This is a genomic window from Eikenella sp., from assembly GCF_057315495.1.
In genome coordinates this window covers 16,501-27,562 of record NZ_DBHKXY010000039.1, presented here as the reverse complement: position 1 = coordinate 27,562, position 11,062 = coordinate 16,501, and the positions used below count along the sequence as shown (strand labels likewise).

20 protein-coding genes are annotated in these 11,062 nt (G+C 57.6%); all 20 read right to left on the bottom strand.

Going from position 1 to position 11,062, the window contains the following annotated elements; all coding sequences use genetic code 11:
- Nucleotides 1-50: 50 nt before the first annotated feature.
- The 20 genes from ACO6EE_RS07165 to ACO6EE_RS07070 all read right to left on the bottom strand — a co-directional run bounded on the left by ACO6EE_RS07165 (nt 51) and on the right by ACO6EE_RS07070 (nt 11,003).
- A complete protein-coding gene (locus ACO6EE_RS07165; RefSeq protein WP_485960259.1) occupies nt 51-560 on the bottom strand; it encodes a phage major tail tube protein in 510 nt (169 codons plus the stop codon).
- 12 nt (nt 561-572) lie between these two features.
- Nucleotides 573-1,772 carry a phage tail sheath subtilisin-like domain-containing protein gene (locus ACO6EE_RS07160; RefSeq protein ID WP_485960257.1) on the bottom strand — a complete coding sequence of 400 codons (1,200 nt, stop codon included), beginning with the start codon at nt 1,770-1,772 and terminating at the stop codon, nt 573-575.
- An 84-nt stretch (nt 1,773-1,856) separates the two neighbouring features.
- The gene (locus tag ACO6EE_RS07155) at nt 1,857-2,360 is read right to left on the bottom strand and encodes a hypothetical protein (protein ID WP_485960255.1); all 504 of its coding nucleotides are present in this window, start codon (nt 2,358-2,360) and stop codon (nt 1,857-1,859) included.
- Nucleotides 2,357-2,986 carry a hypothetical protein gene (locus ACO6EE_RS07150; protein WP_485960253.1) on the bottom strand — a complete coding sequence of 210 codons (630 nt, stop codon included), beginning with the start codon at nt 2,984-2,986 and terminating at the stop codon, nt 2,357-2,359. Before ACO6EE_RS07150 ends, ACO6EE_RS07155 begins: the two co-directional genes overlap by 4 nt.
- Before the next feature lie 13 nt (nt 2,987-2,999).
- Nucleotides 3,000-3,827, bottom strand: a complete 828-nt coding sequence (locus ACO6EE_RS07145) for a phage tail protein (protein WP_485960251.1) — start codon at nt 3,825-3,827, stop codon at nt 3,000-3,002.
- A complete protein-coding gene (locus ACO6EE_RS07140) occupies nt 3,820-4,410 on the bottom strand; it encodes a phage tail protein I (protein ID WP_485960250.1) in 591 nt (196 codons plus the stop codon). The genes ACO6EE_RS07145 and ACO6EE_RS07140 overlap by 8 nt, the downstream gene beginning before the upstream one ends.
- Nucleotides 4,407-5,303 carry a baseplate assembly protein gene (locus ACO6EE_RS07135; RefSeq protein WP_485960249.1) on the bottom strand — a complete coding sequence of 299 codons (897 nt, stop codon included), beginning with the start codon at nt 5,301-5,303 and terminating at the stop codon, nt 4,407-4,409. Before ACO6EE_RS07135 ends, ACO6EE_RS07140 begins: the two co-directional genes overlap by 4 nt.
- A gap of 4 nt (nt 5,304-5,307) precedes the next feature.
- Nucleotides 5,308-5,637 (bottom strand): GPW/gp25 family protein, encoded by a 330-nt coding sequence (locus tag ACO6EE_RS07130; protein WP_485960248.1) that lies wholly within the window; start codon nt 5,635-5,637, stop codon nt 5,308-5,310.
- Nucleotides 5,634-6,266, bottom strand: coding sequence for a phage baseplate assembly protein V (locus ACO6EE_RS07125; RefSeq protein WP_485960246.1), 633 nt, complete (start codon nt 6,264-6,266; stop codon nt 5,634-5,636). The genes ACO6EE_RS07130 and ACO6EE_RS07125 overlap by 4 nt, the downstream gene beginning before the upstream one ends.
- Before the next feature lie 125 nt (nt 6,267-6,391).
- Complete coding sequence (locus ACO6EE_RS07120) at nt 6,392-6,988, bottom strand: phage virion morphogenesis protein (protein WP_485960244.1); 597 nt, start codon at nt 6,986-6,988, stop codon at nt 6,392-6,394.
- A gap of 25 nt (nt 6,989-7,013) precedes the next feature.
- On the bottom strand, nt 7,014-7,451 hold the full coding sequence (locus ACO6EE_RS07115) for a phage tail protein (protein WP_485960242.1): 438 nt from the start codon (nt 7,449-7,451) through the stop codon (nt 7,014-7,016).
- Nucleotides 7,417-7,680: a TraR/DksA C4-type zinc finger protein gene (locus ACO6EE_RS07110; RefSeq protein ID WP_485960240.1), complete on the bottom strand. Its 264-nt coding sequence runs from the start codon at nt 7,678-7,680 to the stop codon at nt 7,417-7,419. The genes ACO6EE_RS07115 and ACO6EE_RS07110 overlap by 35 nt, the downstream gene beginning before the upstream one ends.
- A complete protein-coding gene (gene lysC, locus ACO6EE_RS07105) occupies nt 7,653-7,895 on the bottom strand; it encodes an Rz1-like lysis system protein LysC (protein ID WP_485960238.1) in 243 nt (80 codons plus the stop codon). The genes ACO6EE_RS07110 and lysC overlap by 28 nt, the downstream gene beginning before the upstream one ends.
- A complete protein-coding gene (locus ACO6EE_RS07100) occupies nt 7,892-8,410 on the bottom strand; it encodes a D-Ala-D-Ala carboxypeptidase family metallohydrolase (RefSeq protein WP_485960237.1) in 519 nt (172 codons plus the stop codon). The genes lysC and ACO6EE_RS07100 overlap by 4 nt, the downstream gene beginning before the upstream one ends.
- Nucleotides 8,407-8,742, bottom strand: a complete 336-nt coding sequence (locus ACO6EE_RS07095) for a hypothetical protein (protein ID WP_485960236.1) — start codon at nt 8,740-8,742, stop codon at nt 8,407-8,409. Before ACO6EE_RS07095 ends, ACO6EE_RS07100 begins: the two co-directional genes overlap by 4 nt.
- Nucleotides 8,743-8,815: 73 nt before the next feature.
- Complete coding sequence (locus ACO6EE_RS07090) at nt 8,816-9,634, bottom strand: N-acetylmuramidase domain-containing protein (RefSeq protein ID WP_485960235.1); 819 nt, start codon at nt 9,632-9,634, stop codon at nt 8,816-8,818.
- Nucleotides 9,631-9,921, bottom strand: coding sequence for a phage holin family protein (locus ACO6EE_RS07085; RefSeq protein ID WP_485960234.1), 291 nt, complete (start codon nt 9,919-9,921; stop codon nt 9,631-9,633). Before ACO6EE_RS07085 ends, ACO6EE_RS07090 begins: the two co-directional genes overlap by 4 nt.
- The gene (locus ACO6EE_RS07080; protein ID WP_485960233.1) at nt 9,918-10,283 is read right to left on the bottom strand and encodes a putative holin; all 366 of its coding nucleotides are present in this window, start codon (nt 10,281-10,283) and stop codon (nt 9,918-9,920) included. Before ACO6EE_RS07080 ends, ACO6EE_RS07085 begins: the two co-directional genes overlap by 4 nt.
- A 7-nt stretch (nt 10,284-10,290) precedes the next feature.
- Nucleotides 10,291-10,527, bottom strand: coding sequence for a tail protein X (locus tag ACO6EE_RS07075; RefSeq protein ID WP_485960232.1), 237 nt, complete (start codon nt 10,525-10,527; stop codon nt 10,291-10,293).
- Nucleotides 10,528-10,538: 11 nt separating this feature from the next.
- Nucleotides 10,539-11,003, bottom strand: a complete 465-nt coding sequence (locus ACO6EE_RS07070; RefSeq protein ID WP_485960231.1) for a head completion/stabilization protein — start codon at nt 11,001-11,003, stop codon at nt 10,539-10,541.
- Nucleotides 11,004-11,062: the final 59 nt, after the last annotated feature.

The window sequence follows — 11,062 nt, the reverse complement described above, 5'->3', positions numbered from 1 at the left end:
GGATGTTTGATTCAGGCTACCTGAAAATTCAGGCAGCCTTTTTTTGTTTCTCACATCATGCCGAGTGCTTTGCGCAGGCCGGCGCGTTCGTCTTTGCCGCCAAAGCTGGCTTTGTTGGCTAATACATCGAGCTCCAAAATCTCTTGGCCGTCGAGGGTTTCTTTCCAATAGACAAGCGCGATTTTGAATTTGTGCTCACCGCCTTCGCCCTGCTTGTCGCTGCCGGGGTCGGCTTCAATAATGCGGCCACGGGCTTCACCCTTGAGCTCTTGGTAGGTGCCGCCGTCTTCTTGCTGCAGGGCGCCTTGGTAGCGGATGAGCTTGCCGTTGATGCTGGAAGTCATGGAGCGCAGCATATCGGCGTCGTAGCCTTTGCTTGTGATTTCCAGCTCCATTTTTTCAAAGCCGTGCACCACGGTCATTTCCATCATGGCGCCGCCCGGTGTGTAGTCTTCGGTTTTGCGGGCGATTTTGGGGCGGGTTACATCGGCGATGACGCCGTATTGGTTTTCGCCATCGACGAATAAGTTAAATCCTTTGAGGATGCGGGGCATTTTCATGGTGTATTGTCCTTAAATGGTGGTGGCTTTTAAGTTGCTGGCAAAGCTGATTACCTTGTCCACCAAATTCACAAAGAACGTGTCGGTGTTGTGCTGGTTGAAAACCATGTTTTCCAGCGGCGGCACATAAGTCCATTCGTAATCAAAGGCAAACTGGCCGGCTTGGATGGCTTGCGGGGTTACTTTGCCTTTATCCAAGAACACACGAGCACCGAGGATGTAGCCTTTATTGACGTATTCAGCCAGCTTGGCGTTGATGCCCATGATGATGTCTTCAATTAGGCTGGGGTGCATGGGCTTGTCCATTGCCCACAAGAAGGCGCTGGCAATGGTTTCTTGGATAATCTGAGCAGAGCGGACGGCGACCTCAAAGGCCAGCATGGGATCGCTGGAACAGGTGCGGTTGCCCCAAACTCTGAAACCGTTTTCGCGGATCAGGGTAGTTACTTCGGAATTATTCAGGGTGTTGGCATCGCAGTTTTTGTCCAGCAGGTCGAAAGTGCGGCCGTATTTGAGCGCGGAAACGCCGTTAATCTCGGTATTAGAGATAGATTTATGCCAGCCGATTTGTGTGTCGAGCTTGGCGCGGGCACCGAGCACGCGGGCAATGGTGGCAGCCGGTTTGTTGGCTTTGGCGGCGGTATCGAAAGCGAGGAAGTCGTTATCGATGAGCATGAGCTCACGCTGGCCGAAGTTTTGGCGGTAGCTGGTAACTTCGCTGATGTTTTCCGCGCCGCCGGCAGAGGCATACACAAAGGCGCGGGTGGCTTGGGCAAGCCCTACGAGCTCGGTTACCACATCCTGACTGTCCATTTCCGGCACGCCGAGAATTTTCGGGGTTTGTCCGGTGATGGCTTTGGCGCGGCGCAGAGCCTTGAGGCCGGTGTAGTTGCCGCCGGTGGCGCTGCCGATGACGTTGGCTTTCAGGGTGTCGGCATTGTCGGACTCGGGCACGCGCACAATCACGATTTGCGCGTCGGCTTGGTCGACGATGGCGTCGAGCGATTTGGCGAGCGTGCCTTTTTCGCCAGCTTTGCCCAGCACGTTGTAGGCGGAGGTGTGGAAAATGGGTGTATTAAGCGGGAATGCGTCGTTGTCGGCATCGTCGGCCGTGCAAACCATGCCAATGATGGCGGTGGAAATATCGGCGATGGCACGGACGCCGTGGGTAAATTCGTTGGCGGTAATGCCGTGGTGGCGGGAAGCAGTCATGGGCGGGATTCCTTGTTGACGGACTGCCCCATCATGCGCGATTGGCGCGCACGGGGCGAGGGTTTTGGTTTTTAGGGGGATTTTTTACAGCTGGCAGCCGCGATTGATAAAGGTATACACCACGGCAGGCAGGCTGTTGGGACTAAAGCGCCAGCTTTCAGGCAGGCCGATGGCCTGGGCGCACCATTCGGAGCAAAACCACCGGCGGCGGCTGTGGCTGCAGGCAATAGCCAAACCTAACGCACCGGCAAAATCATAGGGCGCGGCGCGGGTGTTATCCCACAGGCTTTGCAAACGTTCGGCCATAGCCTGGCTGGCTGGCAGCGGGATAACATCCCATTTGTCCGTCGGCAGCGGCATGACCTTCATACGCACCCCACCGTCGCGGATACTGGCGCTTCGGCACTCATATAATGGCGAGCCGTCGGCGGCGTTTTCAGGTAGCCTGACGGCAATTTCGCAGTGGCTGTACTGGCCACGGGTTAAAACGCGCGTGAGCCAGTCGGTCGCTCTTGCACACCATACGCGCCAGCCGGAGCCATCACGACGGCCTTTGTACAAGGCGAGATAGATTTGGTGATTACTCATTTGCCCACCTCGCATAGCTTGTCGGCAATCGGCTTAATCTCCGCCAAGATTTCTGCCGTGCGTTTCTCTACTTCGGCGGCAGTCTGCAAGCCTTTCAGTTCAAACTTGCGCATCCGCAATACGCCCAGTTTGCCCATGACCATGCGCAAGTTGTCGGCTTGGGCGATTATGATGTCGGTCGCTTCGCAGGCAGTTTTACCAGCAGGCTTGGCAAAGGCAGCTACTTGCATCGGTGCTTCCCCTTTGCAGCCGCCGGCCTTGTAATCCCTTGCCTGTTGCTCGCGCACTTCATATTCAGGCTGGAAGCGGGTAACGTGGCGGTAGGCTTCATCCACCAGGTTGTTAATCGCATCCGTGCCTTTGTCGATTGCTTCGGCCAGTAACCAGGAAGCGGCGGCTTTATCTAACACCCATTCTTTCCCGTTCCATTGGTGCAGATGGCTGGGTGCTGGGAGTGTTAAAACCGGCTTGCCATCTTTGCCGGGCATGATGGTTTTACCCTGCGCTTGCCCGGCCAGCAGCGTGGCATGGTATTCGGCAGTAATCTCTACCACATCCTCCGGCCATGTTGTATGGATGGTGGAGTCGTAAAACGCCTGATTGGATTTCGAATAATAGATGGTCATGCTGTATCTCCTGTTAATGTCCTATAGCCAGCCAATACACAGGCCTTGGGCCGACTATGCCGTTTTCCGATACGCCAACATGGCAGCCGGTTTGGTTGATTCTCCCTACATGGGCGGATAATACGGTTGCACCTGGGACAGCCTGGTCAAGAACAGCGGTGGCCTGCACATTAAGGCAGGCAGTCGGGAATGCTAATGGGAATACTACCTGGACATAACTATCAACAGGCACTTGGGCCGTACCCCATTCAAAAATCAGTCCGCTTGGCGTTTTTATGTAGCCTGAAGTGGTTTTCTGAGCGGGGAAGTCATCCACAGTGAGCAGTCGCTTGCCGTCATAGCGCAGCTCGCCGTCGTTACGCATGGAGAGATATTTGCCGCTCTTCTTGTTGTGGAGATATGAATTTACGTTGTTCGAGCCGATTTGCAGGTATTGGTTGGCGTTAAAGTCGCCTACGCTGTCAGCCACAATCGCGCCTTTTTTCAGAGTGGCAATGCCGGTAAAGGCTTTGTCGCCGGCGATTTCTTGGTTGTCGGTGGTTTTGACTGTGCCTTCTGCTGCTTCTTCGGCAGCAACGGCTTTGTCGTAGGCGGCCTTGACAGCTTTTAATGAGGCTGCGGTGTCTTCGTCGGTGCTATTAGTAACAGAGGAGATTTTAAGCAGGCCGGCGACGCTGTCGGTTGGCACAGCATCGATTTTGTCTTTCAGGTAGCCTGTGCGCCCGACAAGGTGGGAGATGCAGATATTGATAGGGGCATCGGTGCCGCCGATCACGCGGTCGCCGACTTCGATTTGGCGGACGTTTTCCACCCATTCTTTGGTGTTTTTGATATTAGCCACTTGTGATTGCTCCAAATGTGTAGTTGCCGTTGAAAGTGATTTCGCCATTCCAGTACAGCGGATTGCTGCGATAGTCGAGATAGAGCAGCTGGCAGCGGGCAGGGGCGATTTCTGCGAGCAGCGCTTTGATGACTTCGGCTTGTTCAATGCTGATTACGCGCTTGAGGACGATGGCATATTTAGCCCAGTCTCCAGGCGCGCCGCCGAACAGGTGCGAGCCGTCAAAATTAAAGCTGCCATCCCATGTTTTTTCTGTTACCCGCTCGAGGATTTCAATTTCGCCAAGCTGCAAGTCTCTAAACAGGCGGCGGATGACGGCGGGGGTACCTTTGAGCTGATGCTTTTCGATGTAGCCGGCGATGAGGTTGCGCTGCGCTTGTTCGGTTTCAGCAAATCGCCAGCCTTCGGCGTCGCTGATGCTGTTCTCCCAAGCCAGCCACGGCAGCCAAACGGCGGCGCACACGGCCGGGTCTTTGGACTGGGTAATCACGCGCCAATCGATGGCGGCAGTTTCGGCCTCTGTGAGCCGGGCGAGCGCGTGCATCAATGGGCTGTTGTTGCTGGGTAGGATGGTTTGGCTCATGCGCCGACCTCTCGGGCGGTTATGGTGGCGACGCGGATAAATTCTCCGGCGGTGCAAACGATGTCGGCGGCGGGCTGGATCAGGCGCACTTTTTTCGCGCCGACCACATCCAGCGCGCCGATGATTTTGGAGAGCGCCAGCTCACCGGCCAGGCCGCTGTTTTCATCCAGCACCTTATCCAAATCACGGCGCTGCTGGGCGGCGACCAGGGTTTTATCGGGGCCACTCTCAAACACGGTTTCATATTCGATACTGATAACCTTGGGCGTGGCGGCTTCTACTTCGACCAAGTCGTTTAATGGGCGGCGCTCGTCGGCAGACAGGTAGGCGGCCACAGCATCGAGCAATGAGCGTTCCGGCACGCCTTGGTTGGCGTAGCTCTTGATATAGACGCGTACGGTTCCGGCCACGGGGCGGGTAGGGTTGGCATCCTCTACGCCATCTACGTCCAGCGCGTGGGCGATGTAGGCGGCACGAGGCCCAGCCGCTGCGAATTTCTCCGGGTGGAGCTGGATGCGTTTTCTAAAGTCGCTGTCGGATTCTTTGATTTCCGGCACAGGCGGGATTTGCGTGGGGTCGGCGGCCTGAATGATTTTGCGGGTGAGTCCTCGACCGGCGCCGATATGGTCGAGGTCGGCACCGGCAGCCAAGGCCAAAAAGCCGGCGCGGGTGGCTTCATTGATGCGCTGGCGCACCAACATTTCGGAATAGGCTTGCTGCTGCAGGTCGATGGTGAGCGGTTCGCTTTCGAGCTCCAGCGTGGCGGCAATGACGGTGCGGATGTTTTCCGGGCAGAGCGCAATGAGCTGCTGCTTTTTGCGCGCAAAAATCTGCTCAAAGCTAAACACCTCGACCGCATCAGGAGCGGGCAGTTGGGTAAGGTCGATTTCCATATAGTTATAATCCGACAATAAAGTTTTCGATTTGGCCGCCTAGCCGTCCGGTAATACTGATTTCTACGCGCAAGCCGCTATCGGTCGGTGCGGCGCGGGTTTCGGCGGCGGTAATCACCAAGCGCGGCTCCCATTTGGCGAGCGCCAGCACCACGGCGGCGTTGCAGCGCAATAGTGTGATTTCGTTGAGCGGCGCATCCATCAGCAGCGGCAACAGGCTGCCATATTCTTCGCGCTGGACGCGGGTGCCGACGGCGGTAAACAGGATATTGCGGATGGATTGGCGGACGTGGTCGGTAAGTGGCAACAGGCGGCCGGTGGTTTCTGACATCATTTTGGGCCACCTGTATCTGCACCGCCTGCCAGCACTCCGCTGTGGACGTGGCTGTCGAGCACCACGTTGTTGCTGCTGACTTTGCCGGTGTTTTCAAAATTGCCGGTGTGTTTAAAATCGCCCTCGATGGTAGTGGTGCCGGTGGCGCCGTTGCTGCCGGCCATGCCGGATTGGTAGGTAAACAATCCCTGCACGGTAACGGCGCCGGTGAAGGTGCTTTGCGGGCAATCGACGGTAGTCAGGCTGGCAGCTTGGATGTTGGCTGTATTGATGCCGGAAATATTGAGCGTACTGGCGGCGTGGTTGTATTTGGCGACTGCGCCGTCTGGAAATTTGACGATGGTTTCGTCTGCCGATTGTCCTGGTTGCGGGAATTGGTCGGAGGCCATGCCGCACAAGACGACACCGTTGGCAGGTTCACCGCTGGGGGATAACACAATGCAGTTTTCGCCGACGCTGGGCGGGCGATGTACGGACACCCCGCCTGCAGCGGGCACGAAATAAGGCAACCAATCGGTGGTGAGGCCGCCGTGCAGCACGCGCACGCGGCTGGCTGCCGGGTCGCTTTCGGCAATCGTGCCCTGCTTGATGAGGTTGGCGAGCAGGCGGGAGAGTTCGGCGGTGTTCACGGGGTGGCTCGTAAAATGGACGTGTGCCGATTATGCCGCCGCTTCCGCGCGCGGGCAGTCGACTGGTGGTTTGAGGGTTTTTTTTACAAGCGGCAAAGGCTGCCTGAATGTTCAGGTGGCCTCTTTTATTTGGCAGCGTTGAAATGCTGGATAACCAGCTCTTCGATCATGCTCAAATCTTCAGCGGAGAAACCGAGCAGTTCACGGGCTGGGCGGCCGTCTTCGCCGTATTGGTGGGCGGCAGCAATATAGGCCGCCAAACCGCTCATAAAGCCGACCGCGGCCTCGTTATCGGTGGTTCTGAGTTTGAGGTATTTGTATTGGTGCAGCTTGCGAAACATCAGCTTGCCGCGCGGGCTGTTGTCCGGCTTGCCGATTTTGCTGCGCAGAGCCTTGAATAGGTGGCCGGTGGTGTATTCCCAGCCGGCCACAGCATCGGTGTCGGGTAGTTGGCGCAGGGTGCGGAAGCGGCGTAGTTTGCCGTTGTAAACAAAATCCTGCTCCACCCGCAGGCGGCCGCCGAATTTGCGCGCGGCCACGCCACGGCGCGGGGTGAAGCGGTTGCCGTCTGGCGCGATGTTGGCTTGGATGCGGCGTTTATTGGCCTGGCGGATTTGGCGTCCGATGTCGCCGGCAAGGCGGCGGCGTTCGGCAGGCGACAGCTTGCGGATTAAGGTGTCGAGATTTTCGATGTAGCGGTCGAGTTCGGGGGATGCGGACATTTCAGGTAGCCTCTTTCAGGTAGCCTTAACCGCCATTGCCGAGGATGCCTACGAGGTCTTTTTTATGCTGCGGCTCGGGCTGGTGGTCTATTTTGACGTTGCCGTTATCGTCCACTAGGGCGCGGGTGCGCTCTGACAGCTTGAGCTCGATGAGGATGTCGTAGCTGTTATCAGCAAGGATGTCGGCCTCGAAGCGGTAGGCGGCCGGGTCGGTGTTGCCGGGCCCAAGAATATCGGGCTGATGGGTTTGCAACCAATTGACGATAGTGGTGTGCAGCGCGTCGAGGTTGCTGGTGAAATCGGTAATCAGCAGGGAGAGGGTGAATTCGGCGGTGTGCGAGAGGGTGGCTTTGTAGGCGCGGATGTGGCCGTTGCCGACAAACAGGGTGAGCTTGTCGGGATGTTGTGCGATTTCCGGTAGGCTTTTTTCAATGGCGGCGCGCAGCGATGCGGGTTTTTCCATAATGTTCGATTTCCTCCTGGCAGGTTACGCAGCAGCGGCAGCCGATAACGGCGCGGCGGCGCTCTTCGGGGATGGGTTCGCCGCATTCTTCGCATTCGTAGGCGGAGACGGCAGCGGCGGTTTGGCTTTTTCTTATCTGCTCCTCGAGGGCGAGACGGCGGTGCATCTCTTCGATTTCGCAGGCTTGGTCGATTTGGCGGCTCATGGTTTCGGTGGCGTGGTGAGGCATCGTTGCAGGGTATCTCGGGCGATTTTGCATTGCGCCAATTCGGCATCACGCTGCAAATAGGCTTGGGCGAGGTCGCCGTTGGTGGTGAGGCTGACGGGGGCGCGGGTGCATTCGGGCACGGTGGGGCAGCTCGGGGGCAGATAACGAACAACGGTTTTCGGGGTGCAGGCGGCCAGCAATAAGGTGGCGGCAATGACGGCTTGGGCGTGGCTCATGCGGTTAATCCCTCCAAATAGACAGTTTGCAGCCTGCCACCGATGCGGCGTTTTGCCGATGTTTTAACTTGGTTGCGTTCGGCGCTGTGGTGGCGGCAGCCGAAATGCACCCAAGAGTTGATGCCCGGCGTGTCCGGGAACTCGAGGATGAGCTGGTCGAAAGTAATCAATCCCTCATTGCGCATTTGTATGATGTCTTCGGCCAGTTGGCGGCTGGTGAGGCCGGCGGCACGGATGTCGGCAGCCGAGCCGTGCAGGTGGGCGGACGTGGGCGAGCCACCGGCGGCACGATTGACTGCCGGGCTGCGGAAGCCGGAAGTAACGCGGATGGCGACGCTGCGCCCGTATTTTTGGCACAAATAGGCGCGGATTTTTTCCAGGCGCTCGGCGGTGGATCGGATATTGGCGAGCTGGGCATCATTTGGCTGATTGTTGAGGCCACGGGCGGCGGCGATGCCGCTGCGGGTGAGCTCGGCTAGGGTGAAATGCGGGGTGATTTGGATGATTTCAGTCATTTTTTAAATAGCTCCTTCAGCGATTCGGGCAGCTCTGTGTCGCGCCATGCGGCATTGGTTTGCAGCGCTTGAGCAAGTGCATCACGGCGGGCAGCAGCTTCGGCTTGAGCAGCGGCGAGCTGCTGCATCATTTGCTGATTAGCTGCCTGCAGCGCGGCGGCGCGTTCTTCGGCCTGTTTGAGCTCACTGCGGGTGCTGGCGAGGTCATCTTTGGCATAGGTGAGCTGGGTTTGCACGGATTTGAGGCGGTAGTGCTGCACAGTTTGGGCAATGCCCGAAGCGGCGAGCAGCGCGGCGAGGATGATGGGGAGGTTTAATTTGGCGGGGAGCATGTTTCAGTTTTCAGGTAGCCTGAACTGGTGCATTTTTTGCACCAGTTCAAAAATTACACTATTCGGGAAGATGTTATTTTTCGACTGCCAGTTCGGCTTGAGCGGCATAGCGCGCGTAGGCGTTGGCGAGCTTGCTGTCGTAGTTGTGCCGTTTGTAGGCGGGGCCGTTGTAGAGGCTGGCGAATTTTTCCCAGTCTTTTTTCTGCAGGGCGGCGTGCATGGCTTTGTTGGCTTTGACAAAGCGGGCGAAGGCTTGTAGCTGTTGCCCTTCGCTTTGCTTCATGGCATCGACAAACTCATCCACAGAATCAAAACCGGCGGCTTGATGGTTAAAACCCATGATTTGGAACAAGCCCCACGAAGCGGCGAGCAGGGCGGCGGTTTTATCGATGCCCATTGCGCGGGCGAGGCGCGGATATTCGGCCACACCGCCGCGATAGCCGCCCGGCTGCGGGTGGCAGACATGCGGGGCTTCGGCAGCGGTGTGCTCGGCAAACTCTTTGCCTTTGGCCTTAACCAGCTCTTTATAAAAAATATGGCGCTCGAACAGGATTTTTACGCGGCCGTCCGGCAGGTAGCCGCTGCCGGCGCTTTCTACCTGCACGATGGCTTTGATGGCGGCGACATCAACGTCTAGCAAAGCAGCAGCGGTTTGGATGTCGGCTTCTTTCAGGTAGCCTTTTGTGGATACATGGGCAATGGCGGCGGCGGTCGCGGGGCCATAAATCCCGTCGGCAACGAGGCCGCGCTGTTGTTGGTAAGCGATGAGGGCGGCTTCGGTTTTATCGCCGAAATCACCATCGGCGGCGATTGGGTGGCCGGCGGCGATGAGGGCACGTTGTAGGACGGCGACGGGCTCGCCTTTATCGCCATGTTTGAGCAATGGGGTCATGATGATTTACTCCGGTTTCCTGGTGGTTGGATTTTGGTGACGTTGCCACGCGCCAGCAGGATGCTGCCGGTGTATAGCGCGAGGCCGAGGATGAGCAGCCAAACGATGAGGCGGTCGGCGCGCAGATAGGCGGCGCCGGCGAGCGCGGCCATTTGTAAAAAAATCAGATAGGCGATGACGGAGGCCAGCGGCTTGTGGGTTTTGCCGCGCTTGTCGAAAAACATCACGCTGATGGCCGAGGCAGTGGCGAGGGCACCAATAATGCCGTATTGCAATTGGGTCATCATAAATCTTCCTCCTCTCGGGTGCGGCGGTCGATGATGGAATAGGCGTACTGGATCATGGCCACGGAAAATGCGGAGGCGAGCACGGCACCGGTGAACTCGTTTATTTGCAACAGGCCACGGTCGGGCAACATCCAATTGAGAATGGCGGCAGCATCTTCGCCACCAAATACGCCGGAGAAATAGGAGAGGGCAAACAGCCAAGCCTTATATACTGGGCCATGCCCGCGACGGCTCAAGATAAACAGGCTGGAGCCGACCAGTGCGCCGAAAGCGATGGAAATAGGCAGGTGGTAGCTGCCGATCACAATAACGGCGGTATTGACTAGAGCGGTGTGTTTGTCAGAGGTAGGGGTTGGAGTCATGATTGGTTTAATCCCACAAATTGACGGTTTTAATAACAGCCGGCTCGTTGTTGTTTTGTTGGATGGGCAGGCTGATGGCGATGCCAGCAGGCAGTTGCGCCGGATAGCGGCACAGGCCGGGGTTACGCTCCAAAATCTCTTCCACCCGGTGGCGGCTGCTGCCATAGAGGCGGTAAGCAATGGCGCTAATGGTGTCGCCTTCGGTGCTGATGACGGTATCGGCAGCTTGGGTGATTCGGCGCATTTCAGGTAGCCTCAAAGTAGTTCGCTATCGATGCGGCGGCGGCCGAGCAGCCAGGCAATGGCGTGATGCCCTTCGCGGCGGTAGTCTTCGGCTTGCTCTTGTTTGGCGGCGGCGCGTTCGGCAGCTTTACCGGTGGCGTCGTAGTCGGCATAGGCTTCGAGCAATAAGGCTTTGGTGTAGCAGTACACGGCGCGGCGGTAGCGGTGGTGGCGGATGCTTTCGCCATTGATGGTGAGGTCATCGGCGCGGGCTAATTGCGGGCGAAGGCGCATCAGTTCGGCCAACTGGGCATTGACATAGGCCACCGCTTCGATTGCTGTATGGTGCAGGCGTTCTGGGGTGATCGTGGCGTCGATGCGGGCAGCTTGGCGCAGATGGTCGAGGTCGATTTCCGGCCAAAAACTGCCCGAGCTGATGGTTTTGAGCCTGGGCGGCTGTTCGTTACTTGGGGCAGTTGGGAAAGTGAGTTCGGACATGGCACGGCTCGGAGGTTATGTTTTGGTATGGCGGCAGCGGCGGCACGGGCTGGCGGCAA

Bases quoted from the DNA above. Each gene is read 5' to 3' on its own strand.
- ACO6EE_RS07130 (WP_485960248.1), bottom strand. From the start codon at position 5,637: ATGATGTCAGAAACCACCGGCCGCCTGTTGCCACTTACCGACCACGTC.
- ACO6EE_RS07070 (WP_485960231.1), bottom strand. From the start codon at position 11,003: ATGTCCGAACTCACTTTCCCAACTGCCCCAAGTAACGAACAGCCGCCC.
- ACO6EE_RS07080 (WP_485960233.1), bottom strand. From the start codon at position 10,283: ATGACTCCAACCCCTACCTCTGACAAACACACCGCTCTAGTCAATACC.
- ACO6EE_RS07115 (WP_485960242.1), bottom strand. From the start codon at position 7,451: ATGGAAAAACCCGCATCGCTGCGCGCCGCCATTGAAAAAAGCCTACCG.
- ACO6EE_RS07090 (WP_485960235.1), bottom strand. From the start codon at position 9,634: ATGACCCCATTGCTCAAACATGGCGATAAAGGCGAGCCCGTCGCCGTC.
- ACO6EE_RS07085 (WP_485960234.1), bottom strand. From the start codon at position 9,921: ATGATGACCCAATTGCAATACGGCATTATTGGTGCCCTCGCCACTGCC.
- ACO6EE_RS07100 (WP_485960237.1), bottom strand. From the start codon at position 8,410: ATGACTGAAATCATCCAAATCACCCCGCATTTCACCCTAGCCGAGCTC.
- ACO6EE_RS07155 (WP_485960255.1), bottom strand. From the start codon at position 2,360: ATGAGTAATCACCAAATCTATCTCGCCTTGTACAAAGGCCGTCGTGAT.
- ACO6EE_RS07075 (WP_485960232.1), bottom strand. From the start codon at position 10,527: ATGCGCCGAATCACCCAAGCTGCCGATACCGTCATCAGCACCGAAGGC.
- lysC (WP_485960238.1), bottom strand. From the start codon at position 7,895: ATGAGCCACGCCCAAGCCGTCATTGCCGCCACCTTATTGCTGGCCGCC.
- ACO6EE_RS07095 (WP_485960236.1), bottom strand. From the start codon at position 8,742: ATGCTCCCCGCCAAATTAAACCTCCCCATCATCCTCGCCGCGCTGCTC.
- ACO6EE_RS07140 (WP_485960250.1), bottom strand. From the start codon at position 4,410: ATGAGCCAAACCATCCTACCCAGCAACAACAGCCCATTGATGCACGCG.
- ACO6EE_RS07165 (WP_485960259.1), bottom strand. From the start codon at position 560: ATGAAAATGCCCCGCATCCTCAAAGGATTTAACTTATTCGTCGATGGC.
- ACO6EE_RS07135 (WP_485960249.1), bottom strand. From the start codon at position 5,303: ATGGAAATCGACCTTACCCAACTGCCCGCTCCTGATGCGGTCGAGGTG.
- ACO6EE_RS07110 (WP_485960240.1), bottom strand. From the start codon at position 7,680: ATGCCTCACCACGCCACCGAAACCATGAGCCGCCAAATCGACCAAGCC.
- ACO6EE_RS07120 (WP_485960244.1), bottom strand. From the start codon at position 6,988: ATGTCCGCATCCCCCGAACTCGACCGCTACATCGAAAATCTCGACACC.
- ACO6EE_RS07160 (WP_485960257.1), bottom strand. From the start codon at position 1,772: ATGACTGCTTCCCGCCACCACGGCATTACCGCCAACGAATTTACCCAC.
- ACO6EE_RS07150 (WP_485960253.1), bottom strand. From the start codon at position 2,986: ATGACCATCTATTATTCGAAATCCAATCAGGCGTTTTACGACTCCACC.